The organism is Streptomyces sp. NPDC001852 (assembly GCF_042891825.1).
In the GTDB taxonomy this organism is placed as follows: domain Bacteria; phylum Actinomycetota; class Actinomycetes; order Streptomycetales; family Streptomycetaceae; genus Streptomyces.
On record NZ_JBIATN010000002.1, the window covers coordinates 100971 to 121619 of the forward strand.

At 71.7% G+C, this 20649-nt stretch carries 22 protein-coding genes and 1 riboswitch; of the genes, 11 read left to right on the forward strand and 11 right to left on the reverse strand.

The window, feature by feature from the left end:
• Nucleotides 1–25: 25 nt before the first annotated feature.
• The 4 genes from ACFYZB_RS03135 to ACFYZB_RS03150 all read left to right on the forward strand — a co-directional run bounded on the left by ACFYZB_RS03135 (nt 26) and on the right by ACFYZB_RS03150 (nt 3880).
• Nucleotides 26–544: a DUF5304 domain-containing protein gene (locus ACFYZB_RS03135; protein ID WP_351203823.1), complete on the forward strand. Its 519-nt coding sequence runs from the start codon at nt 26–28 to the stop codon at nt 542–544.
• Nucleotides 545–611: 67 nt separating this feature from the next.
• A complete protein-coding gene (locus ACFYZB_RS03140) occupies nt 612–1565 on the forward strand; it encodes an ROK family glucokinase (protein WP_055705252.1) in 954 nt (317 codons plus the stop codon).
• Between the two features lie 88 nt (nt 1566–1653).
• Nucleotides 1654–2409 carry an endonuclease/exonuclease/phosphatase family protein gene (locus tag ACFYZB_RS03145; RefSeq protein WP_388753682.1) on the forward strand — a complete coding sequence of 252 codons (756 nt, stop codon included), beginning with the start codon at nt 1654–1656 and terminating at the stop codon, nt 2407–2409.
• Between the two features lie 100 nt (nt 2410–2509).
• On the forward strand, nt 2510–3880 hold the full coding sequence (locus tag ACFYZB_RS03150; protein ID WP_388753684.1) for a serine hydrolase domain-containing protein: 1371 nt from the start codon (nt 2510–2512) through the stop codon (nt 3878–3880).
• 45 nt (nt 3881–3925) lie between these two features.
• Here ACFYZB_RS03150 and ACFYZB_RS03155 read toward each other — a convergent pair whose 3' ends face one another.
• The 3 genes from ACFYZB_RS03155 to ACFYZB_RS03165 are packed head-to-tail and all read right to left on the reverse strand — an operon-like array spanning nt 3926 to nt 5994.
• Nucleotides 3926–4618, reverse strand: coding sequence for a TetR/AcrR family transcriptional regulator (locus tag ACFYZB_RS03155; RefSeq protein WP_388753686.1), 693 nt, complete (start codon nt 4616–4618; stop codon nt 3926–3928).
• A gap of 40 nt (nt 4619–4658) precedes the next feature.
• Nucleotides 4659–5222, reverse strand: a complete 564-nt coding sequence (locus tag ACFYZB_RS03160; RefSeq protein ID WP_351203832.1) for a hypothetical protein — start codon at nt 5220–5222, stop codon at nt 4659–4661.
• On the reverse strand, nt 5215–5994 hold the full coding sequence (locus tag ACFYZB_RS03165; protein WP_351203834.1) for an alpha/beta fold hydrolase: 780 nt from the start codon (nt 5992–5994) through the stop codon (nt 5215–5217). The genes ACFYZB_RS03160 and ACFYZB_RS03165 overlap by 8 nt, the downstream gene beginning before the upstream one ends.
• Before the next feature lie 188 nt (nt 5995–6182).
• On the opposite strand from ACFYZB_RS03165, the gene ACFYZB_RS03170 reads away from it, so the two are divergent.
• The 4 genes from ACFYZB_RS03170 to ACFYZB_RS03185 all read left to right on the forward strand — a co-directional run bounded on the left by ACFYZB_RS03170 (nt 6183) and on the right by ACFYZB_RS03185 (nt 9965).
• A complete protein-coding gene (locus ACFYZB_RS03170; protein WP_351203946.1) occupies nt 6183–6911 on the forward strand; it encodes a lysophospholipid acyltransferase family protein in 729 nt (242 codons plus the stop codon).
• A gap of 34 nt (nt 6912–6945) precedes the next feature.
• Nucleotides 6946–8148 (forward strand): MacS family sensor histidine kinase, encoded by a 1203-nt coding sequence (macS, locus tag ACFYZB_RS03175; RefSeq protein ID WP_388753689.1) that lies wholly within the window; start codon nt 6946–6948, stop codon nt 8146–8148.
• Nucleotides 8148–8825, forward strand: a complete 678-nt coding sequence (locus ACFYZB_RS03180; protein WP_351203838.1) for a response regulator transcription factor — start codon at nt 8148–8150, stop codon at nt 8823–8825. Before macS ends, ACFYZB_RS03180 begins: the two co-directional genes overlap by 1 nt.
• 111 nt (nt 8826–8936) lie before the next feature.
• Nucleotides 8937–9965 (forward strand): 6-phosphofructokinase, encoded by a 1029-nt coding sequence (locus ACFYZB_RS03185; RefSeq protein WP_388753691.1) that lies wholly within the window; start codon nt 8937–8939, stop codon nt 9963–9965.
• Nucleotides 9966–9981: 16 nt separating this feature from the next.
• On the opposite strand, the gene ACFYZB_RS03190 is transcribed toward ACFYZB_RS03185, so the two are convergent.
• Together ACFYZB_RS03190 and ACFYZB_RS03195 are read right to left on the reverse strand one after the other, a co-directional pair.
• Nucleotides 9982–11853 carry an anthranilate synthase family protein gene (locus ACFYZB_RS03190; protein WP_388753694.1) on the reverse strand — a complete coding sequence of 624 codons (1872 nt, stop codon included), beginning with the start codon at nt 11851–11853 and terminating at the stop codon, nt 9982–9984.
• A gap of 103 nt (nt 11854–11956) precedes the next feature.
• The gene (locus ACFYZB_RS03195) at nt 11957–12025 is read right to left on the reverse strand and encodes a trp operon leader peptide (protein ID WP_153535823.1); all 69 of its coding nucleotides are present in this window, start codon (nt 12023–12025) and stop codon (nt 11957–11959) included.
• A gap of 107 nt (nt 12026–12132) precedes the next feature.
• Here ACFYZB_RS03195 and ACFYZB_RS03200 point away from each other — a divergent pair, with 107 nt between their 5' ends.
• Nucleotides 12133–13485, forward strand: coding sequence for a class II 3-deoxy-7-phosphoheptulonate synthase (locus tag ACFYZB_RS03200; RefSeq protein ID WP_351203846.1), 1353 nt, complete (start codon nt 12133–12135; stop codon nt 13483–13485).
• Between the two features lie 173 nt (nt 13486–13658).
• Nucleotides 13659–13901: a bacterioferritin-associated ferredoxin gene (locus ACFYZB_RS03205; protein WP_388753697.1), complete on the forward strand. Its 243-nt coding sequence runs from the start codon at nt 13659–13661 to the stop codon at nt 13899–13901.
• Here the strand turns inward: ACFYZB_RS03205 and bfr are convergent.
• Nucleotides 13898–14377, reverse strand: coding sequence for a bacterioferritin (gene bfr, locus ACFYZB_RS03210; RefSeq protein WP_388753701.1), 480 nt, complete (start codon nt 14375–14377; stop codon nt 13898–13900). The genes ACFYZB_RS03205 and bfr overlap by 4 nt on opposite strands.
• Before the next feature lie 231 nt (nt 14378–14608).
• Here bfr and ACFYZB_RS03215 point away from each other — a divergent pair, with 231 nt between their 5' ends.
• On the forward strand, nt 14609–15241 hold the full coding sequence (locus ACFYZB_RS03215) for a sulfite oxidase-like oxidoreductase (protein WP_351203852.1): 633 nt from the start codon (nt 14609–14611) through the stop codon (nt 15239–15241).
• 9 nt (nt 15242–15250) lie between these two features.
• Here the strand turns inward: ACFYZB_RS03215 and ACFYZB_RS03220 are convergent, their stop codons facing one another.
• From ACFYZB_RS03220 to thiO, 5 genes are all read right to left on the reverse strand, one after another.
• Nucleotides 15251–16144, reverse strand: a complete 894-nt coding sequence (locus ACFYZB_RS03220) for a deoxyribonuclease IV (protein ID WP_351203854.1) — start codon at nt 16142–16144, stop codon at nt 15251–15253.
• Nucleotides 16145–16283: 139 nt separating this feature from the next.
• Nucleotides 16284–18200 (reverse strand): Stk1 family PASTA domain-containing Ser/Thr kinase, encoded by a 1917-nt coding sequence (gene pknB / locus ACFYZB_RS03225; RefSeq protein ID WP_388753704.1) that lies wholly within the window; start codon nt 18198–18200, stop codon nt 16284–16286.
• 131 nt (nt 18201–18331) lie between these two features.
• Nucleotides 18332–19126, reverse strand: a complete 795-nt coding sequence (locus ACFYZB_RS03230; RefSeq protein ID WP_388753707.1) for a thiazole synthase — start codon at nt 19124–19126, stop codon at nt 18332–18334.
• A gap of 3 nt (nt 19127–19129) precedes the next feature.
• Entirely contained in the window at nt 19130–19330 is a 201-nt protein-coding gene (thiS, locus tag ACFYZB_RS03235) for a sulfur carrier protein ThiS (RefSeq protein WP_351203948.1), read from the reverse strand.
• Nucleotides 19331–19332: 2 nt separating this feature from the next.
• Nucleotides 19333–20496, reverse strand: coding sequence for a glycine oxidase ThiO (gene thiO, locus ACFYZB_RS03240; RefSeq protein ID WP_388753709.1), 1164 nt, complete (start codon nt 20494–20496; stop codon nt 19333–19335).
• Nucleotides 20494–20605, reverse strand: a riboswitch (TPP riboswitch). It overlaps the preceding gene by 3 nt.
• Between the last annotated feature and the right edge of the window lie 44 nt (nt 20606–20649).

Genomic DNA, 20649 nt, shown 5'->3' on the forward strand with positions numbered 1-20649 from the left:
GGCGAACCGTAGTCAGGAGTCCGCCATGAGCGAAGAGCGTCCCGCATCCGACTCGCACGAGGAACATGACTCGCACGACGGATATGAGGAACAGAGGCGGGCGATCGACGCCGACGCCTGGGCCACGGCCTGCGCCGAGGACCTCGCCGCCGAGAAGGCCCGCCGCCGCGCCGAGTACGGCCCCCAGCCGGGCTCGGCCGCGGAGGAACTGAAGAAACTCGTGGACACGGTGGCCGACAAGCTGTCCGGCCTCCAGTCACCGCTCCTCGGCAGCCTCGCCGGACCCGCGGCCCAGCAGGTGGTGCGCCAGGTCGTCCAGCAGGCCAAGGCCGCCGTCGAGCCCGTCATAGACCGCAACCCGGACGTCTTCGACCACCTGGCGGCGGCCGGCGGCGAACTGCTCGCCGCCTACCGCTCCGCCGTCCAGGCCCAGGAGCGCCGCTGGACCGCACGCACCGCCGACGACCTGGCCCGCGAGGGGCAGGACGACCGGCGGGACCGGGGCGAGGGCACCGGTCCGGGGGAGCGGATCGACCTGGACTGAAGCGCTTTCCCGGCAGGGCCTCGGGTACGGTTGGCCGTAGCGGGGCTCGACCGGAACTGAGGGATTCATGGGACTCACCATCGGCGTCGACATCGGCGGCACCAAGATCGCGGCCGGCGTGGTCGACGAGGAAGGCAACATCCTCTCGACCTTCAAGGTGCCGACCCCCACCACGCCCGAGGCCATCGTGGACGCCATCGCCTCGGCGGTGGAGGGCGCGCGCGCCGGGCACGAGATCGTCGGCGTGGGCATCGGTGCGGCCGGTTACGTCAACCGGCAGCGCTCGACGGTGTACTTCGCGCCGAACATCGACTGGCGCCAGGAGCCGCTGAAGGAGAAGGTCGAGGCCCGCGTGGGCCTCCCGGTCGTGGTCGAGAACGACGCCAACGCCGCCGCCTGGGGCGAGTACAAGTTCGGCGCCGGCAAGGGCCACCGCAACGTCATCTGCATCACGCTCGGCACCGGCCTCGGCGGCGGCATCATCATCGGCAACAAGCTGCGCCGCGGCCACTTCGGCGTGGCCGCGGAGTTCGGTCACATCCGGATGGTCCCGGACGGCCTGCTGTGCGGCTGCGGCTCGCAGGGCTGCTGGGAGCAGTACGCCTCCGGCCGCGCGCTCGTCAGATACGCCAAGCAGCGCGCCAACGCCACCCCCGAGAACGCCGAGATCCTGCTCGGCCTCGGTGACGGCACCCCCGACGGCATCGAGGGCAAGCACATCTCCATGGCCGCCCGCCAGGGCGACCCGGTGGCCGTCGACTCCTACCGCGAGCTGGCCCGCTGGGCCGGCGCGGGCCTCGCCGACCTGGCCTCCCTGTTCGACCCGTCCGCGTTCATCGTCGGCGGCGGCCTCTCGGACGAGGGCGAGCTGGTCCTCGACCCGATCCGCAAGTCCTACAAGCGCTGGCTGGTCGGCGGCAACTGGCGCCCGGTGGCCGACGTGATCGCCGCCCAGCTCGGCAACAAGGCGGGCCTGGTGGGCGCGGCGGACCTGGCCCGGGAGCCCGACCCGATCATGTGAGAAGCCGTTACGACAGTGCCCGCCGCGTCCGGTCCCGGGACGGCGGGCATCGTCGTGTGCCGGCGGGCGTCGTCGTATGTTGATCGGCATGGCGACCAGCACGCTGCTTCCCAACTCCCGTACCGAATCCGACGGTTCCGCGGTCATCCGCGTCCTGAGCTACAACATCCGCTCGATGCGCGACGACATCGACGCCCTGGCCAGGATCATCACCGCCTGCGCCCCCGACCTGGTCCTGGTCCAGGAAGCCCCCCGCTTCTTCCGCTGGCGCAAAAAGCTCGCCCGCCTCGCCGCGGCCACCGGTCAGGTCATTCTCACCGGCGGCGCCACCGCGGCGGGCCCCGCGATCCTCTGCTCGCTCCGGGCCACCGTCGAACGCACGGAGGACGTCCTCCTCCCGCTCACCCCCGGACTCCACCGGCGCGGCTTCGCCACGGCCGTGGTCCGGGTCGGCGGGGCCCGGCTGGGCGTGATCAGCTGTCATCTGAGCCTGGACGGGAAGGAACGGTACGAGCAGGGAGGCCTGCTCCTCGACCGCCTCGCCGGACTCGGCGTCGAGCATGCCGTCGTCGGCGGCGACCTCAACGAAGGCCCCGGCGGCCCCACTTTCGCGCGGCTCACCGCGAGTCTCCAGGACTGCCGCGCCGCGGCCCCCTGGGGCGGCGAGACCACCTGGCCGCACAGCGACCCTCCGCAGCGCATCGACGCCGTCTTCGCGACCAAGGGCATCGAGGTGCTCGGCTGCGGGGTCCCGCTGGACCAACCGGGCGTCGTGCGGGCGGACTTGACCGCGGCCACGGATCACCTCCCGGTGCTCGCGGCCCTGCGCGTACCGGTGACGTGAGTTCCGCTTGAACTAAGTGCAGGAAAGGTCTTGTGCAACCCCCCGCGGCCTCCTACAGTCCTTCCTGTACTTAGTTCAAGTACCCAGGAGGGGGAGTCTGATGTCCGGGAAGCGCGAGTCGCTGGCCGCGTTCGTGGAGACCGCGGCGAAGGAGTTCGGGGTGCCGGGGGCCGCCGTGGCGGTACTGACCGGCGGCGAGGAGATCCATGTCCACCACGGCGTGACGAACCTGGAACACCCCCTGCCGGTCGACGAGCACACGCTCTTCCATCTGGCCTCGGTCAGCAAGAGCTTCACGGCGACCGCGCTGATGCGCCTGGTCGAGCAGGGCAGGGTCGACCTCGACGCGCCGGTCCGCCGGTACGTTCCCGAGCTGCGCCTCGCCGACGAGGAGACCGCCGCCCGGATCACCGTGCTGAACCTGCTCAACCACACGGCGGGCCTGGACTGGAACCTGATCGACGCCGACTGGGGCGACGGCTCGCTCGCCACGTTCGTCGGACAGCTGGACCGGCTGCCGCTGATCGCGCCGCCCGGCGCCCGCGCCTCCTACAGCCAGGCCGGCTACAACCTGCTCGGCCGGGTGGTGGAGAACGTCACCGGTCTGCCGTTCGAGAAGGCGCTGGCCGAACTGGTGCTGGAGCCGCTGGGCCTGTCCGACACCGTCTTCGACCTGGACGACGTCGTGGTCCGCCGCTTCGCCGCCGGCCACAAGCGCGGCGAGAACGGCTCCCTCACCCTCGCCCGCCCCTGGAAGTCGTGGCGGGCCGGACTGCGTGGCAACAACCCCGGCGGCGGCGTCGTCTCCTCGGCGAGCGATCTGCTGCGCTGGGCGCGGTTCCAGCTGGGGGACGGGGACGGGCTGCTGGCCGCGCAGACGCTGCGCGGCATGCGGGAACCGACCGTCGAACTGCGGGGCAGCACGCTCGGCGACGCCTTCGGCATCTGCTGGTTCCTGCGGGACGTGGCGGGCGTGCGCACGGTCGGTCACGGCGGTTCGGGCAACGGCCAGTTCGCCGAACTGCTCCTGGTGCCGGAGCGGGACTTCGCCGTCGTCTCGCTCGCCAACTCCGACCCGGACGGCTACCAGTTCAACCAGGCCGTGCTGAAACGGGCGCTGGAGCTGTTCCTCGATGTGGTCGAGCGGGAACCGGAACCGCTGCCGTACGACGAGGAGCGGGCGCGGGAGGTCGCCGGGCGGTACGAGATCGACGCCTTGAATCTCGACATCGCGGTGGCCGACGGCCGGCTCACGCTGGCCGTCGGCATCAAGCCGGAGATCCGCGCGGCGTCGGACGCGGAGATGCCGCCGGACCATCCGGCCGCGGGTATCGGCTTCCTGCCGGGGGACGGGGACGAGTACATCGTCACCGAGGGCGGCTTGAAGGGGCAGAGGGGCTTCTTCTCACGCGCGGCCGACGGCACGGTGACGGGGGTGGACTTGGCCGGGCGCCTCTTCACGCGGGTCTGATGCGCCGCGGTCGGCGGCGGGCGGTCGTGCCTCTCCCACGGTCGTTCAGGCAGTGCCGGGCAGGGTGTCCGCCCCGCCCGGCCGAAGCCCCTCCAGCAGCGCTCGCAACCCCGCCGCATAGCTGCCGTCGGCCGCAGCCGCGTACTCCGTCGCCGCCGTCGTCCCCAACCGCTCCCGCAGTCGCGGAAACGGCTCCACCACCTCCGCCGCCCTGGCCAGGGTCTCCGAGAACATCTCCTCCGCATCCTCCCCGGCGCGCCGCACCTTCCGCCTCAGCGAGGCGGTGGCGGACGCGCCGAGCGCGTTGCCCAGGACGTACGTCACCAGCGCGCCGGCCGCCCGGTCCGCCTCCTCCGGCGTGAATCCGGCGGTCTCGAAGACGCCGAGGAGGTGATCGTCGTAACGGGCCTTGCCGGTGCCGTAGAGGAGATGGGAGCCGATCGCCTGCACCAGCCACGGATGCCGTAGGAGCATCGCGTGCAGCCCGTCGGCCATCGCCGTGGCGGTGCCCCGCCAGTCGGTCCCGTCGAGCGCCGGCAGTTCCACCTCGTGCCACACCCGGTCCGCGGCGAGCAGTACGAGGTCGTCCTTGTCCTTCACGTGCCAGTACACGGCGGTCGCCGCGGCCCCGAGACGCCGGCCCAGACCGCGCATGTTCAGGCCCTCGAGGCCTTCGTCGTCCAGGAGCTCCACGGCGGTCCGGACGATCTGTTCCGGGGTGAGGGTGTCGCGTGGCATGGGCTCACGATAGGTGAGCCGCCCAGAACTTGTACAAAGTTCAGACGACCGCGCCGCGGCCCGGGTCGTCGTCCCCCTCGTCGTCCGTGCGCATCCGCATCACCAGCGTGGCGAAGCCGCCGAGGAAGCCGCCGATGCCGAGGGTCGTCAGCCACCAGGTCATGTCCCAGCCGAGCAGCACCGCCAGGAGAAGGAGGACCGGCCCGCCCACGACGCCCAGCCAGGCGAACTTCGCGGTGGTGTCGGCCGTCGGCAGCGGCGGCGGCTCCGGCGGGACGAAGTGGCCCTCGTCGTCCTCGTCGAAGTCGTCCTCGGAGGGCGCGGGCGGGGTGTGGTCGCGCGGCCCGACACCGGGCGCGAAGGAGACCGAGCTGCCCAGCGGCCGGACCGGCGCCTTGTCGGTGTCGCTCTCGGCGCCCTTCTCCGGCTCCGGCAGCGCCAGATCCTCCACCGGCTTGAAGGGCTTGGTGCCCGGCGGGTCCTGCGGCTCCTCGCCGTACCCCGCGACGATGGCCCGCCAGGCGGCGTCCTCGTCGAAGGGCACCTTCTGCTCGTCCGGCTCGCGGCCGTCACGGCCTTCGCGGTCGGACTCGTGCTCAGCCACCTGTGGCCGTCCCTTCCTTGCCGAGACTGGGTGCGAGCCGGCCCATGAAGCCGAGGCTCTCCTCGAAGATCCGGTCCGCATCCTCGTCCAACGTCGCCACGTGGTAGCTGTGTTCCAGCACGATCTCCGTCACGTCCGTGGACGACACCCGGCTCAGCACCCGGGCCGAGTCGGCCGCCGGGACGACATGGTCCTGGGCGCTGCGCAGCAGCAGCAACGGCTGGGTGACCTGGGGCAGCTCGCCGTCCAGCCGGCGCAGGAACACCCGCAGCGAGTGCGCCGCGTGCAGCGGCACCCGGTCGTAGCCCAGCTCGGCCGCGCCCTCCTTGGCGATGTCGCTGGCGATGCCCTTCGTCGTCCGCACGAGATGCCGGGCCACCGGAAGGGCGTACGCCGACAGGCCGTGCACCTTGTTCGCCGGGTTGACGACCACCGCGCCCGCGACCCGCTCGCCGTGCCGGGCCGCCAGCCGGAGCGCCAGGGCGCCGCCCATCGACAGGCCGGCGACGAACACCTGCGAGCAGCGCTCGGACAGGACGCGCAGCTCGCGGTCCACCTCCGCGTACCAGTCCTGCCAGCCCGTGACCTGCATGTCCTCCCAACGGGTGCCGTGGCCGGGCAGCAGGGGCAGCGACACGGTCAGGCCGTGCGCCGCGTGGTGCTCCGCCCAGGGGCGCAGCGACTGGGGCGAGCCGGTGAAGCCGTGGCAGAGGAGGACCCCCACCTCCCCGCCCTCGTGGCGGTACGGCTCGGCTCCGGGGAGGACCGGCACCTTCGACGCTCCTGTTCCTGAAGAGAGCCCCCACCGGTGACCGGTGGCGGCGTGAGGGAAACGTGCGGATGTGCTTCACCGTACGCGACCGCACCGACACCGACCAGGGTCGTCGGGGCCTTTGACGTTCCTGACGGGTTAAGGTCTGTTCGACGGAAACAGGAGGCACGCGGGTGTTGTACGGCACGATGAAGGTCGCCATCGGCGGGCCGCTGAAGGTCGCCTTCAGGCCCTGGGTGGAGGGCCTGGAGAACATACCGGCCTCAGGTCCCGCCATCCTGGCGAGCAATCACCTGTCCTTCTCGGACTCGTTCTTCCTGCCCGCGGTCCTGGACCGCAAGGTCACCTTCATCGCGAAGGCCGAGTACTTCACCACCCCCGGGGTGAAGGGCCGGCTGACCGCCGCCTTCTTCAAGGGCGTCGGACAGCTCCCGGTGGACCGCTCCGGGGCGCGCGGCGCCGGCGAGGCCGCGATCAAGAGCGGCATAGAGGTGCTGGAGCGCGGCGAGCTGTTCGGTATCTACCCCGAGGGCACCCGCTCGCCCGACGGGCGGCTCTACCGGGGCAAGCCGGGCGGCCTCGCGCGCGTGGCGCTCGCCACCGGCGCGCCGGTCATCCCCGTGGCGATGATCGACACCGAGAAGATCCAGCCGCCCGGCAAGGTGATGCCCAAGCTGATGCGGCCCGGCATCCGCATCGGCAAGCCGCTGGACTTCAGTCGCTACCACGGCATGGAGCACGACCGCTTCGTCCTGCGCGCCCTGACCGACGAGGTCATGTACGAGATCATGAAGCTCTCCGGCCAGGAGTACGTCGACATGTACGCGACGGCCGCCAAGCGGCAGATCGCGGAGGCGGCGAAGGCGGCCAAGGAAGCGGAGAAGGCCAGGGAAGCCGAGAAGAAGGCCGGGGCCTGAGCAGGCCGGACGGGGGCCCGGGGGGACGGGGGACATGGCCAGGCGCGAGCGCGTGATGAGGATGTCGGTCGAGCTGCCGCTGTGGCGCGCGCTCACCGGCTACCGCGTGCTGACCATGCTGTACGCCATCGGTCTGGGCGTCACCAGGTACGGCCTCTACGCCCGCCCCTGGGTCGCCGTCTGCTACTTCGCCGTCCTGTCCGTCTGGACCCTCGCCACCCTGCCGAGGGTGCGCAACGCGGCGAACTGCACCAAGCGCTTCCTGGCCGTCGACCTGACCATCGCCCTCACCGGCGTCCTGATCACCCCGCTCGCCGACAGCCACCAGCGCATCGCGGGCGGCCCCACGCTGCCGTCGATATGGACCGCCGGCGCGGTGCTGGCCTTCGCGATCAAGGGCGGCTGGCGCTGGGCGGCCGTCGCCGCCACGCCGGTCGCGCTGGCCAACCTGGTCGAACGCGGCCATCCCGCCCGGGACACCGTGCACAGCCTGATCCTCCTCTGGGTGGCCTCCATCGCCATCGGCTACGTCGTGGAGGTCGCCCGCGCCTCCGAGCGCACCCTCGCCCGCGCCCTGGAGATCGAGGCCGCGACCCGGGAGCGCGAGCGCCTGGCCCGGGACATCCACGACGGCGTGCTCCAGGTGCTGGCGATGGTGCAGCGGCGCGGCGCGGTCATCGGCGGCGAGGCGGCGGAGCTGGGCCGGCTCGCGGGGGAGCAGGAGGTGGCGCTGCGCACCCTGGTCTCCGGCGGTCTGCTGCCGGTCTCCCGGGTGTCGGAGGACGCCGCCGCGGGAGCCGTCGTACGCGCGGTGGAGGAACCCGACGGCGACGGACCGATCGACCTGCGCACCCTCCTGGCGCCCTACGCCGGGGCCCGGGTGAGCCTGGCCGAGCCCGGCGCGCCGGTCGGCCTGCCCCGGCCGGCCGCGCGGGAGCTGGCCGCCGCGGTCGGCGCCGCCCTGGACAACGTGCGCAGGCACGCGGGCGAGCGGGCCCGGGCCTGGATCCTGGTCGAGGACGAGCCGGACGAGGTCGTCGTGACCGTCCGGGACGACGGTCCCGGCATCCCCGAGGGCCGGCTCGCCCAGGCCGAGGGCGAGGGCCGGCTCGGCGTCGCCCAGTCGATCCGGGGGCGGCTGCGCGACCTGGGCGGCAGCGCCGAACTGGTCTCCGTCCCCGGCCAGGGCACGGAAGTGGAACTGAAGGTACCGAAGAACGCGAAGGCGGGACGTTGATGAGCGAGCAGCAGGACCCGATCAAGGTCATGGTGGTGGACGACCACCCCATGTGGCGCGACGCGGTCGCCCGGGACCTGACCGAGTCCGGCTTCCACGTGGTCGCCACCGCCGGCGACGGCGAGCAGGCGGTCCGCCGCGCCAAGGCCGCCGCCCCCCACGTCCTCGTGCTGGACCTCAACCTGCCCGCCAAGCCCGGCGTCCAGGTGTGCAAGGAACTCGTCGGCCACAACCCTGCGTTGCGCGTCCTCGTCCTCTCGGCGAGCGGCGAGCACGCCGACGTGCTGGAGGCGGTGAAGTCCGGCGCGACCGGATACCTGCTGAAGTCGGCCTCCACCGAGGAGCTGGTGGACGCGGTGCGCCGTACCGCCGTCGGCGACCCGGTGTTCACGCCGGGCCTCGCGGGGCTGGTCCTCGGCGAGTACCGCCGCCTGGCCGCCGAGCCGGCGCCCGCCCCCGACACCGACGAGCCCGGCGCGCCCCGGCTGACGGACCGTGAGACGGAGGTGCTGCGGCTGGTCGCCAAGGGCTTGAGCTACAAGCAGATCGCCGAACGCCTCGTCATCTCCCACCGCACGGTGCAGAACCACGTCCAGAACACCCTCGGCAAGCTGCAGTTGCACAACAGGGTCGAGCTGGTGCGGTACGCCATAGAGCGCGGACTCGACGACGAGTAGGGCCCGCCGGGCGGCCGTACGCCTGAATCACCCTTCCCGCCTCTCCCGGTGTGACGCGAATCACCATTAGCGTGACTCTCTGTCAGGGAACCGCGGTGAAGGGACTTTTCCATGCGGGTCGGAGTACTGACCGGAGGCGGCGACTGCCCCGGGCTCAACGCCGTCATCCGGGCCATCGTCCGCAAGGGCGTGCAGGAGTACGGCTATGACTTCGTCGGCTTCCGGGACGGCTGGCGGGGTCCCCTCGAGGGCGACACCGTCCGTCTCGACATCCCCGCGGTGCGCGGCATCCTGCCCCGCGGCGGCACCGTCCTCGGCTCCTCGCGCACCAACCCCCTCAAGGCGGAGAACGGCATCCGCCGGATCAAGGACAACCTGGCCAAGCTGGACGTCCAGGCCCTCGTCGCGATCGGCGGCGAGGACACCCTGGGCGTCGCCGCGCGGTTGTCCGACGAGTACGGGGTGTCCTGCGTCGGGGTGCCCAAGACCATCGACAACGACCTGTCGGCCACCGACTACACCTTCGGCTTCGACACCGCCGTCAACATCGCCACCGAGGCCATCGACCGGCTGCACACCACCGCCGAGTCCCATATGCGGGTCCTGGTCGTGGAGGTGATGGGCCGGCACGCCGGCTGGATCGCCCTGCACTCGGGCCTCGCCGGCGGCGCCAACGTCATCCTCATCCCCGAGCAGCGCTTCGACGTCGACCAGGTCTGCGCCTGGGTGACCTCCCGCTTCCGGGCGTCCTACGCGCCGATCGTGGTCGTCGCCGAGGGCGCCATGCCGAAGGACGGCGACGTGATGCTCAAGGACGGGTCGCTGGACTCATTCGGGCACGTACGGCTCTCCGGGGTGGGCGAGTGGCTGGCCAAGGAGATCGAGAGCCGCACCGGCAAGGAGGCCCGGACCACGGTCCTCGGCCATGTCCAGCGCGGCGGCACACCCAGTGCCTTCGACCGCTGGCTCGCCACCCGCTTCGGCCTGCACGCCATCGACTGCGTCCACGACGGCGACTTCGGCACGATGGTCGCCCTGCGCGGCACCGACATCGTCCGCGTCCCGATCTCCGAGGCCACGGCCAAGCTGAAGACGGTGAACCCGAAGCTGTACGAAGAGGTCGGGGTGTTCTTCGGCTGACCGCGGCCCCGGGCGGCTACACGGTCGTACGGCGCAGCTGACCCACCAGTTCCCGTACGACCGTTGCCCCGTTCAGCGTCAGGATCGACTCCGGGTGGAACTGCACCCCGGCGAACCCCGGGCCGCGCAGCGCGTGCACCTCGCCGTTCGCCGCACGGCTCACCTCCACGCCGTGCGCGGCCAGCTCGCGGGCCGCCTCCTCGTCGCAGTGGGCGACGAAGCTGTTGTAGAAGCCGACCGTCTCGGGCCGCCCGAACAGGTCGATCGTGGTCTGCGCCCCCTGGTGGGGAACCTCCTTGCGGACGATGTCCAGCCCCAGCTCGGCCGCGATCAGCTCGTGGCCGAGGCAGACCCCGAGGACGCCGTGCCGGTGACCCCGGATCACCGTGGCGGCCAGCTCGCGCAGGAAGCGCATCTTCGGGTCGGCCGGATCGCAAGGGTCGCCCGGTCCGGGGCCGAGCACCACCGGGCCCTCGTGCGCGAGCACGGCCGCCCGCAGTCCCGGCTCGTCGTACCGCCGGACGGTGACGTCCAGCCCGCTCGAGCGCAGCACGTGCGCGAGCATCGCCGTGAAAGTGTCCTCGCCGTCGACCACCAGGGCGTGGCCGGTCAGCTCCCGTGCCTGCTCCTGCATCCGCAGCCAGAACGGCGCGAGCGCGGCCCGCCGCCCGTCCAGCGCCGCCCGCACCCGCGGATCGTCGGCCAGCCGGGGCCGCTCCCGCTCCGCGCGCGGCCGGGACGGCCGTACCCCGAGGGCCGCCAGCACGCCCGCCGCCTTCGCGTGCGTCTCGGCGACCTCGCCCGCCGGGTCCGAACCGCGCACCAGCGTGGCACCGACCGGGACACGCAGCTCCCCCCGGGAGGAGATGTCGGCCGTGCGGATCAGGATGGGGGAGTCCAGCGTCTGCGCGCCCCCGGAGTCCCGGCCCAGCAGCGCCAGCGCACCCGCGTAGTAGCCCCTGCCGACACCATCCCGTCCGAGAGGCTCGTAGCGCTCGATCACCCGGCAGGCGTTCTGCACCGGAGACCCGGTCACCGTGGCGGCGAACATGGTCTCCCGCAGCACCTCCCGCACGTCCAGGGAGGACTTCCCGCGCAGCTCGTACTCGGTGTGCGCGAGGTGCGCCATCTCCTTCAGCCGCGGCCCCACGACCACCCCGCCCATGTCGCCGACGGTGCACATCATCTTCAGTTCCTCGTCGACCACCATCGACAGCTCCTCGATCTCCTTGCCGTCGGCGAGGAAGGAGAGGAGGTGCTCCGGGGTCGGACCCTCGGCGGGATAGCGGTACGTCCCGCTGATCGGGTTCATGACGACCGTGCCGCCGGACATCCGGACGTGCACCTCGGGGCTGGCCCCGACCAGCGTGCGGTCCCCGGTGTGCACGACGAACGTCCAGTACGCGCCCCGCTCACCGTCCAGCAGCCGCCGGAACAGCGCGAGCGCGTCGGCGCGGCCGAACCCCGGGATCCCGCCCTCGTACGTGCGCCGGATCACGAAGTTCGCGCCCTCGCCCCGGCCGATCTCCTCCGCCAGCACCCGCCCGACGATCTCGCCGTACTCCTCGTCGCCGACGTCGAAGCCGCCGCCCTCGACGCGCACCTCATGGGCCGGGAGCTGCGTCAGCGCCACGTCGAGCGGGAGCTCGTACGACTCCTCGGGGGTGAGCACCAGCAGCGGGGTGCCGTCGTCACGGACGTCGAAGCCGCGCTCGCGGATCTGCCGGAACGGGACCAGCGCCAGCCCCTCGTCGGGCAGGTCGGCGAGCCGGTCGCGGCGGGTCACCGGGCCGAGCAGCACCTCCACCGTGTGCTCGTCGCGGCCCGGGACGCGGCGGCGGAGCAGGGCGAAGGGGCGGTCGTCGTGCAGGAGCTGTGCCAGGTCCATGGGTCCTCTTCCGTCGATTTCCGTCGATGTCGGTGAGGAACGACCCCGGACACGCCGAAGGCCGCCCCTCGGGCGGCCTTCGCGAAGTCTTGCGTACGCGCGATCAGTGGGCCGCCGGAGAAGCGGTCCACCACCAGTTCTGGGTGCAGTTCTGGATCGAAAGCGCGAACATGGCAGGAACCCTACCGCACCGGTCCCCCCGTCCACAGGACAACCATCGCGTCTCACCCTTCGAGCCAGAAGATGGGGCATGCGACACGACCCCGTAATGTTTACGAGGTGACCGTGAACGCTAAGACCAGCCCGAGCGCTGGCAACACCTGGCGAAACCTGCCCGCGGCGCAGCAGCCCGAGTACCCCGACCCCGAGGCTCTGCGCGCAGTGATCGCGGACCTCGAGTCGTATCCGCCGCTCGTCTTCGCGGGCGAGTGCGACCAGCTGCGCGCCCGGATGGCGGCCGTCGCCAAGGGAGAGGCGTTCCTCCTCCAGGGCGGCGACTGTGCCGAGGCCTTCGACGCGGTGTCCGCCGATCACATCCGCAACAAGCTGAAGACGCTGCTCCAGATGGGTGCCGTCCTCACCTACGCGGCCGCCGTGCCCGTGGTGAAGGTCGGCCGTATCGCCGGGCAGTACTCCAAGCCCCGCTCCAAGCCGACCGAGACCCGCGACGGCGTGACGCTGCCGACCTACCGGGGCGACTCGGTCAACGGCTTCGACTTCACCGAGGCCGCCCGCGTCCCGGACCCCGAGCGGCTGAAGCGCATGTACCACGCGTCGGCGTCCACGCTGAACCTGGTGCGCGCCTTCACCACCGGCGGTTACGCGGACCTGCGCCAGGTGCACGCCTGGAACCAGGACTTCGTGAAGACCTCGCCGTCGGGCCAGCGCTACGAGCAGCTCGCGCGGGAGATCGACAACGCGCTGAACTTCATGCGGGCCTGCGGCACGGACCCGGAGGAGTTCAAGACCGTCGAGCTGTACTCCTCGCACGAGGCGCTGCTGCTGGACTACGAGTCCGCCCTGACCCGGGTCGACTCGCGCACCGGCAAGCTGTACGACGTCTCCGCGCACATGGTGTGGATCGGTGAGCGCACCCGGCAGCTGGACCACGCGCACATCGAGTTCGCCTCGCAGATCCGCAACCCGATCGGCATCAAGCTCGGCCCGACGACGACGGCCGAGGAGGCGCTGCAGTACATCGACCGCCTCGACCCCGACCGGGAGCCGGGCCGGCTGACCTTCATCGTCCGGATGGGCGCCGACAAGATCCGCGACCGGCTCCCCGAGCTGGTCGAGAAGGTCACGGCGTCCGGTGCGACGGTGGCCTGGGTGACCGACCCGATGCACGGCAACACCTTCGAGGCTGCCTCCGGGCACAAGACCCGCCGCTTCGACGACGTGCTCGACGAGGTCAAGGGCTTCTTCGAGGTGCACAAGGCGCTCGGCACCCACCCGGGCGGCATCCATGTGGAGCTGACCGGCGACGACGTCACCGAGTGTGTGGGCGGCGGCGACGAGATCTTCGTCGACGATCTCCACCAGCGCTACGAGACGGCCTGCGACCCGCGGCTGAACCGCAGCCAGTCGCTGGACCTGGCCTTCCTGGTGGCGGAGATGTACCGGGACCAGTAGTCCCGTAGGCCGTGGGTCCGGCAGGGCCTGGAGTCGATCTGGGGCGCGGATCACAACCGATCCGCGCCCCTCACCACTTTTGCGGATCCTGTGCGACAGGTAAGGTTAGGTTTGCCTCACCGATCAAGGGGATGGCACCAAGAGAGCGATCCCGCGTCGGGAGGTGAATCCGCGTGTACGTCTGCAGCTGCTTCGGCATCACCGAGGCCCAGGTCAAGCAGCACGCGGAGGACGGTGCCTGCACCCCCCGCCAGATAGCCTCCGCCTGCAAGGCGGGCACGGACTGCGGCTCCTGCGTGCGCCGGATCCAGGCCCTCCTCGGCCGGGGCGCCTGCCCGCGACGGGAGCTGGCCGACCAGGGCAGGCCGGTCCTCGCCGAGCTCCCGGAAGCCGCCGAGCTCCCGGAAGCCGCCTAGCTCTCCGGCTGCTCGATCAGCTGGGAGATGTAGAGCGCCTCGCCCAGCTTCTCCACCAGCTCCAGCTGGGTGTCGAGGTAGTCGATGTGGTGCTCCTCGTCCGCGAGGATGTCCTCGAAGATGTTGGCGGACGTGATGTCGCCCTTCTCGCGCATCACCTTGATGCCCCGCCGCAGCCGGTCGATCGCCTCGGCCTCGATCTGCCGGTCGGCCTCGAACATCTCCTTCACGGTCTGTCCGACGCGCACGTGGAAGAGCCGCTGGTAGTTGGGCAGTCCCTCCAGGAACAGGATCCGGTCGGTCAGCACCTCCGCGTGCTTCATCTCGTCGAACGACTCGTGCCGCGTGTACTTGGCGAGCTTGTACCAGCCGAAGTTCTCCTGCATCTTCGCGTGCAGGAAGTACTGGTTGATCGCGGTCAGCTCGCCGGTGAGCTGCTCGTTGAGGAACTCGATGACCTCGGGGTCGCCCTGCATCGCAGCGGCTCCTTCCACACGGGAAACGGGGGAGGTGTGCGGCCGCATGATTGCACCGGCGACGAAGATCGTCCAGTAAGTGGGCACTTAGTAAGTAAGTGCTTGCTTGATGGGGATTGTCCGGTTCGCGAGCTCACGGTCGACGACCGTGCCGACGAACGTCCGTCGCAGGGGCGGCGCACGGCCGACTCATGGTCAAGGGCACTGCCCGAGGTCTGTCAGGATGGATACATGGGTCATCCGGTGGAGCGAGCGTCTGGAGCGACGGCAGAGTCCGAGCTTCCGCCGGGTCAGCGGCTCCAGCGCGGCTGGCCGGTCACGCACTACGGCCCCGTCCCGAAGTTCCGCCCCGAGCGCTGGGAGTTCCGGGTCTTCGGCGCCACCGCCGACGGCGACAAGCACCTCTGGAACCACGAGGAGTTCACGGCCCTGCCGTACACCACCGTGGTGGCCGATCTGCACTGCGTGACGAAGTTCAGCATGGTCGGCGCGGAGTGGGGCGGCATCCCCGCCCGCACCATCCTCGAGCTGGCCCCGCCGGCACCGGACGTCACCCATGTGATGGTCTGGGCCGAGTACGGCTTCAGCTCCAACCTGCGCCTGTCGGACTTCGCCTCGGACCGCACCCTCTTCGCCACCCACAAGGACGGCGAACTCCTCACCGCCGAGCACGGCTTCCCGGTCCGCCTGATCGTGCCCCACCTGTACGCCTGGAAGGGACCGAAATGGGTCCGCGGCGTCGAGTACATGACCACCGACCGCCGCGGCTTCTGGGAGGAACGGGGCTACCACAACATCGGCGACCCCTGGAAGGAACAGCGCTATTCCTACCAGGAGGAACCGGGGGAGGGGCCGGAGCTGTGAGCTCCCGCGTCAGCCGTCCCTGAGCTTCTTCAGGCGGGCCACGTCCGCCGCGTGTCCCTCTTTGCCACCGGGTGTCTCGATGATCAGGGGCACGCCGTCGGTCGCGGGGTGGGTCATCAGGGCCCGGAACGGGTCCTCGCCGATGTGGCCGGCGCCGATGTTCTCGTGCCGGTCCTTGTGCGCGCCGACCACGTCCTTGGAGTCGTTGGCGTGGATCAGCTTCAGGCGGCCCTCGCCGACGGTGTCCACCAGGAGGTCGAGGGTCTGGTGCATGCCGCTCGGGCCGGTCAGGTCGTGCCCGGCGGCGAAGACGTGGCAGGTGTCCAGGCAGACCCCGAGCTTCGGGTGCGCGTCCAGCGCCTCGAAGTACGGGCCGAAGTCCCAGGTGCGGGCACAGAGCGAGGCGCCCTGCCCGGCCGTCGACTCCAGCAGCAGGAACGGGTCCTCGTCGTGCGTCAGCTCGTCCAGCAGCGGCAGCAGGCGCTCCCGCACCTGGCGCAGCGCCACCTCGCGCCCCCGCCCGCCGGTCGCGCTCCCGGTGTGCACGACCACGCCCAGCGCACCGATCTCCCGCCCGCGCCGCAGGGAGTGCCGCAGCGACTCCACCGACCGCTCCACCGTCGCCTCGGTGTGCGAGCCGAAGTTGATCAGGTAGGGGGCGTGGACGTACGCCGGGAGCGACTCCTGTGCGCAGGCCGAGCGAAAGGCCTCGTCCTGCCGGGGATTCCCGGCGGGCGTGGCCCAGCCGCGCGGATTGGCCACGAAGACCTGCACGGCCTCGGCCTTCAGGTCATGGGCGTACGACACCCCCACGGAGTGCAGACCACCGGCGACGGGGACATGACCGCCGACGGGATTGCGGACGGGGGAGGCCGGGAGCGGGGAGGAAGAGCGTGAGGTCATGGCGCACCCAGGATGCCAGGACGCCCGGGGACGCCCCCGAGCAGGGTGCGAGAAGCCGGGCGGGGAGACCGGAGCGGTCCCGGCCCGGGGGACCGGTGAGGCCCACCTGGTCGTCCGGGCCGGTGCGCACGCGCCCCGGTCAGCGGATGGTGATCGTGATGGTCGACCCCTTGGCCGCCTTGTCGCCGGCCTGCACCGACTGCTTCTTCACGGTGTCGCCGAACAGCCCGAGCAGGCCGCGGTCCTCCTCCACCTTGAACCCGGCACCCTCCAGTGCCTTGTGGGCGTCGTCGACGCTGTCGCCGACCACGTCCGGCACCTCGACCATCTCCGGCCCCTTGGACAGCGTCAGCGTCACCGTGTCGCCCTCGGCGGCCTGGCTGCCGTTGCCCGGACTCTCCTGGGCCACCTTGCCCTTGTCGTACTCGGAGTTGACCGGCTGGGGGGCGATCTTCACCTGCAGCCCGGCGTCGGCCAGATCCTGCCGGGCGCTGTCCAGGTCCTGACCGGTGACGTCCGGTACGTCGATCGGGCTGCCCTTGCTGACGGTCAGTGCGATCGCCGACCCGGCGTGCCGATTGGCGCCGCCCTGCGGTGTCGTGGCGATCACCGAGCCCTTGGCGACGGAATCGCTGAACTCCCGGGTGACCATGCCCGGTTCGAGGCCGTCCGCCCTCAGCCGCGCCCGCGCCTCGGCGAGCGTGCGGCCCGTCACGTCAGGCACGTTCACCGTCTCCGGGCCCAGCGAGATGGTCAGCGTCACCGAGTCGTGGTCGCGGATCCGGGCACCGGGCGCGGGGTCGGTGCCGATGACCGCGCCCCGCTGGACGGTGTCGTTGTACTCGTGCTTGACCCGCCCGACCTCGAGCCCGGCCGAACTCAGCCGGTCCCGGGCCTGCGCCTCGGTCTTCGCCAGCAGCGGCGGGACCTTCGTGAACTGGCCGGAGTTGATGTACCAGACCCCGGCGCCCACCCCGAACACCACCAGCACGGCGGCGACGATCGTCAGCACCAGCCGCCTGGAGCGCCGGGGCGGCACCGGTGGTGCGTGCAGCCGGCTGGTGTGCCGGACCACGCCCTCGGCCGGCTCCTCCTCGTTGACGGGCAACGGCCTGGGCACAGTCAGTGAGCGCGGTATCACGCTCGTCCGGTCACCCGCGTTGTCGTGCTCCGCGGTCAGCGCCTGCGGCGGCACCGCGTCCAGTTGCTCGTCGCTCAGCCCCCGGCGCGCCTCGCGCACCTGGGCGAGCAGCGCCACGGCGTCGTACGGCCGGATGTCGGGGGTGCGGGCGGTCGCCGAGGCGACGAGCTCGTCCAGCTCGTACGGCAGCCCCGGCACCAGGGCCGAGGGCGGCGGCACGTCCTCGTGGATGTGCTTGTAGAGGATCTGGGCGGGGGAGTCCCCGGCGTGCGGCTTGCCGCCGGTCAGCATCTCGTAGAGCACCACACCGCAGGCGTAGACGTCGACGCGCGGATCGGCGGTGCCCTGTTCTATCTGCTCAGGGGCGAGGTACGAGACCGTCCCGAGCACGGCACCCGTCGTGCTGGTCTGAGTGTCCACGGACCGGACCAGCCCGAAGTCGGCGACCTTGACCCGCCCGTCGTCGCCTATCAGCACGTTCTCGGGCTTCATGTCCCGGTGCACGAACCCGGCCCGGTGCGCGGCGCCGAGCGCGGCGAGGACGGGTTCGAGGATGTCGAGGGCCGCGCGGGGCTGCAGCGCCCCCCGCTCGCGCAGGACGTCCCGCAGGGTGCACCCGGCGACGTACTCCATCGCCAGGTACACGTACGACCCGTCGGTCCCCTGGTCGAAGACCTGCACCACGTTCGGGTGCGCCAGGCGGGCGACGGACTTGGCCTCCCGTATGAACCGCTCCACGAAGGATCCGTCGGCCGCGAGGGTCGGGTGCATCACCTTCAGTGCGAGCACACGGTCCAGACGGGTGTCCAGGGCCCGGTAGACCGTGGCCATCCCGCCGACCGCGATCCGCGCGTCGACGCGATAACGGCCGTCGAGCACCTGGCCGACGAGGGGGTCCTGAAGGGTCGTATCCACGCAGGGGAGTCTACGAGGGACGACCGACAGTTCCCCCGCCGAGACCGCTTTCCCGCAGGCACTGAAGCCGACCTGTAACGCTTCCCACACCACTCGCGCACCCGTGGTGTCCGCGTGGGACCGAAGGGCGACTAGAACGCCGGTCGCTCAGGATCCAGCCGAGCCAGGCCCTCCGTAGGAGACGACGCCTCCGCAAAGTGCCTGCGCGGAATCCGCCCCGCCAACCGGGCCAGCCGACCCCCCTCCACGGCATGCCGCATCGCGGCGGCCATCATCTCCGGCTCCTGCGCCCGCGTCACCGCGGAGGCGAGCATCACACCCGCACACCCCAGCTCCATGGCCAGCGCGACATCGGACGCAGTACCGGCCCCCGCATCCAGAATCACCGGCACACGCGCGTGCTCGACGATCAGCTGGAAGTTGTGGGGATTGCGGATCCCGAGCCCGGACCCGATCGGCGACCCGAGCGGCATCACCGCGGCACACCCGGCATCCTCCAGCTTCCGCGCCAGCACGGGATCGTCATTGGTGTACGGCAGCACCGTGAACCCGTCGTCGACCAGCGTCTCCGCCGCGTCCAGCAGTTCCACCGGATCCGGCAGCAGCGTCCGCTCGTCGGCGATGACCTCCAGCTTGACCAGATCCGTGCCCAGCGCCTCCCGCGCCAGCCGCGCGGTCAGCACGGCCTCGCCCGCGGTGAAACAGCCCGCCGTGTTCGGCAGCACCCGGATGCCCAGCTTCTGCAGCACCGACAGCACCGAACCGTGCACGGTGGGGTCCACCCGCCGCATCGCGACCGTCGTCAGCTCCGTGCCGGAGGCGACCAGCGCCCGCTCCAGCACGTCGAGGCTGGGCGCACCGCCCGTACCCATGATCAGCCGCGACGAGAAGGTCGTACCCCCGAGGACCAAGGGATCGTCGGCCATGTCTCAGCCTCCCTGGACCGCGGTGAGGACTTCGACGCGGTCGCCCTCGGCCAGCGCCGTGGCCGCCCACTGCGCGCGCGGGACGACGGTCTCGTTGACGGCGGCGGCCACACCGGAGGGCGACGGGGCCAGCGACCGTACGACGCTGTCGAGAGCGGTACCCGGAACGATCTCCCGGCGCTCTCCGTTGACGGAGATGGAGATGCTCATGCGGGCTGCTCCATGAGGACGGCGGCGCCGAAGCGCCGCGGGGTGAACGGACGGGCCACTTCCGGCAGTTCGCCGTCGGCCAGCAGCTGTGCCATGACATCGCCCGTGACCGGCGTGAGCAGCACCCCGTTGCGGTAGTGCCCGGTGGCCAGCAGCAGCCCGTCGAGCCCGGACGGGCCGAGCAGCGGCGCGTTGTCGGGGGAGCCGGGGCGCAGCCCGGCCCGGGTCTCGGTGAGCGGTAGTTCGGTGATGCCCGGCACCAGCTCATGGGCGTCGCGCAGCAGCTCGTACACGCCGCCCGCGGTGACGGTCGTGTCCCAGCCGAGTTCCTCGCTGGTCGCGCCGACGACCAGCTCGCCGTTCTCCCGGGGCACGAGGTAGACATGGCCGCCGCGCACCACGGCCCGTACGGTGCGGCTCAGGAAGGGCGCGTACCGGGGCGGCACGGTCAGCCGCAGCACCTGCCCCTTCACCGGCCGCACCGGCGGCAGCAGCGCCTCGGGCACGCCCGCGAGCCGTCCGCTCATGCTCCCGGCCGCGAGCACCACCTGCCCGGCGTGCAGCTCGGTGCCGTCCGCCGTGGTCACCCCGGTGGCCCGCTCCCGTACGACGTCCAGCCGCTCGGCCCACGCCCGGTGGAACTCCACGCCGGACCGCTCGCACGCGGCCACCAGGGCCGTCGCGAGCCGCCGCGGGTCGATCTGGTGGTCGCCGTCGACCCGCAGCCCGCCGCGCACCCCGGGCGCCAGCATCGGTTCCAGGCGCCGGCACTCCCGCCCGGACAGCCACTGCGCGTCCAGGCCGGAGCGCCGCTGCAGGGTGTGCAGTTCGCGCAGATGGGCGCGGTCGTCGGCGTCGAGCGCGACCGCGAGGGTGCCGCAGCGGCGGTAGCCGAGGTCGTGGCCGGTCACTTCGGTCAGCTCGGCCGCGAAGTCCGGGTAGCGGCGGGCCGACTCCAGGTTCAGGGCGAGCAGCCGCTCCTCGCCGTAGTGCAGTTCGGTGACCGCGGCCAGCATCCCGGCCGCGACCCGCGCGGCCCCGCCGCCGGGCCCGGGGTCCACCACGGCGGTCGCGAGCCCGCGCTGCGCCGCGCGCCAGGCCGTGACCAGGCCGATGATTCCGCCCCCGATGACGAGGACGTCGGACGTACGTGACGACATGGGCGTCCAGCCCCTCCCTTCGCCGGCATGACCCGGATCAGGTTCGTACGGTCGGAGGCCGCCAGCCTCCCTCTCAGCCCGGTGCGTCCGGGCTCCCGCGAGTGCTTGTACGGTGGCCACCCTAGCCCGCCCGTCTCGTCACCCGTAAGGGAG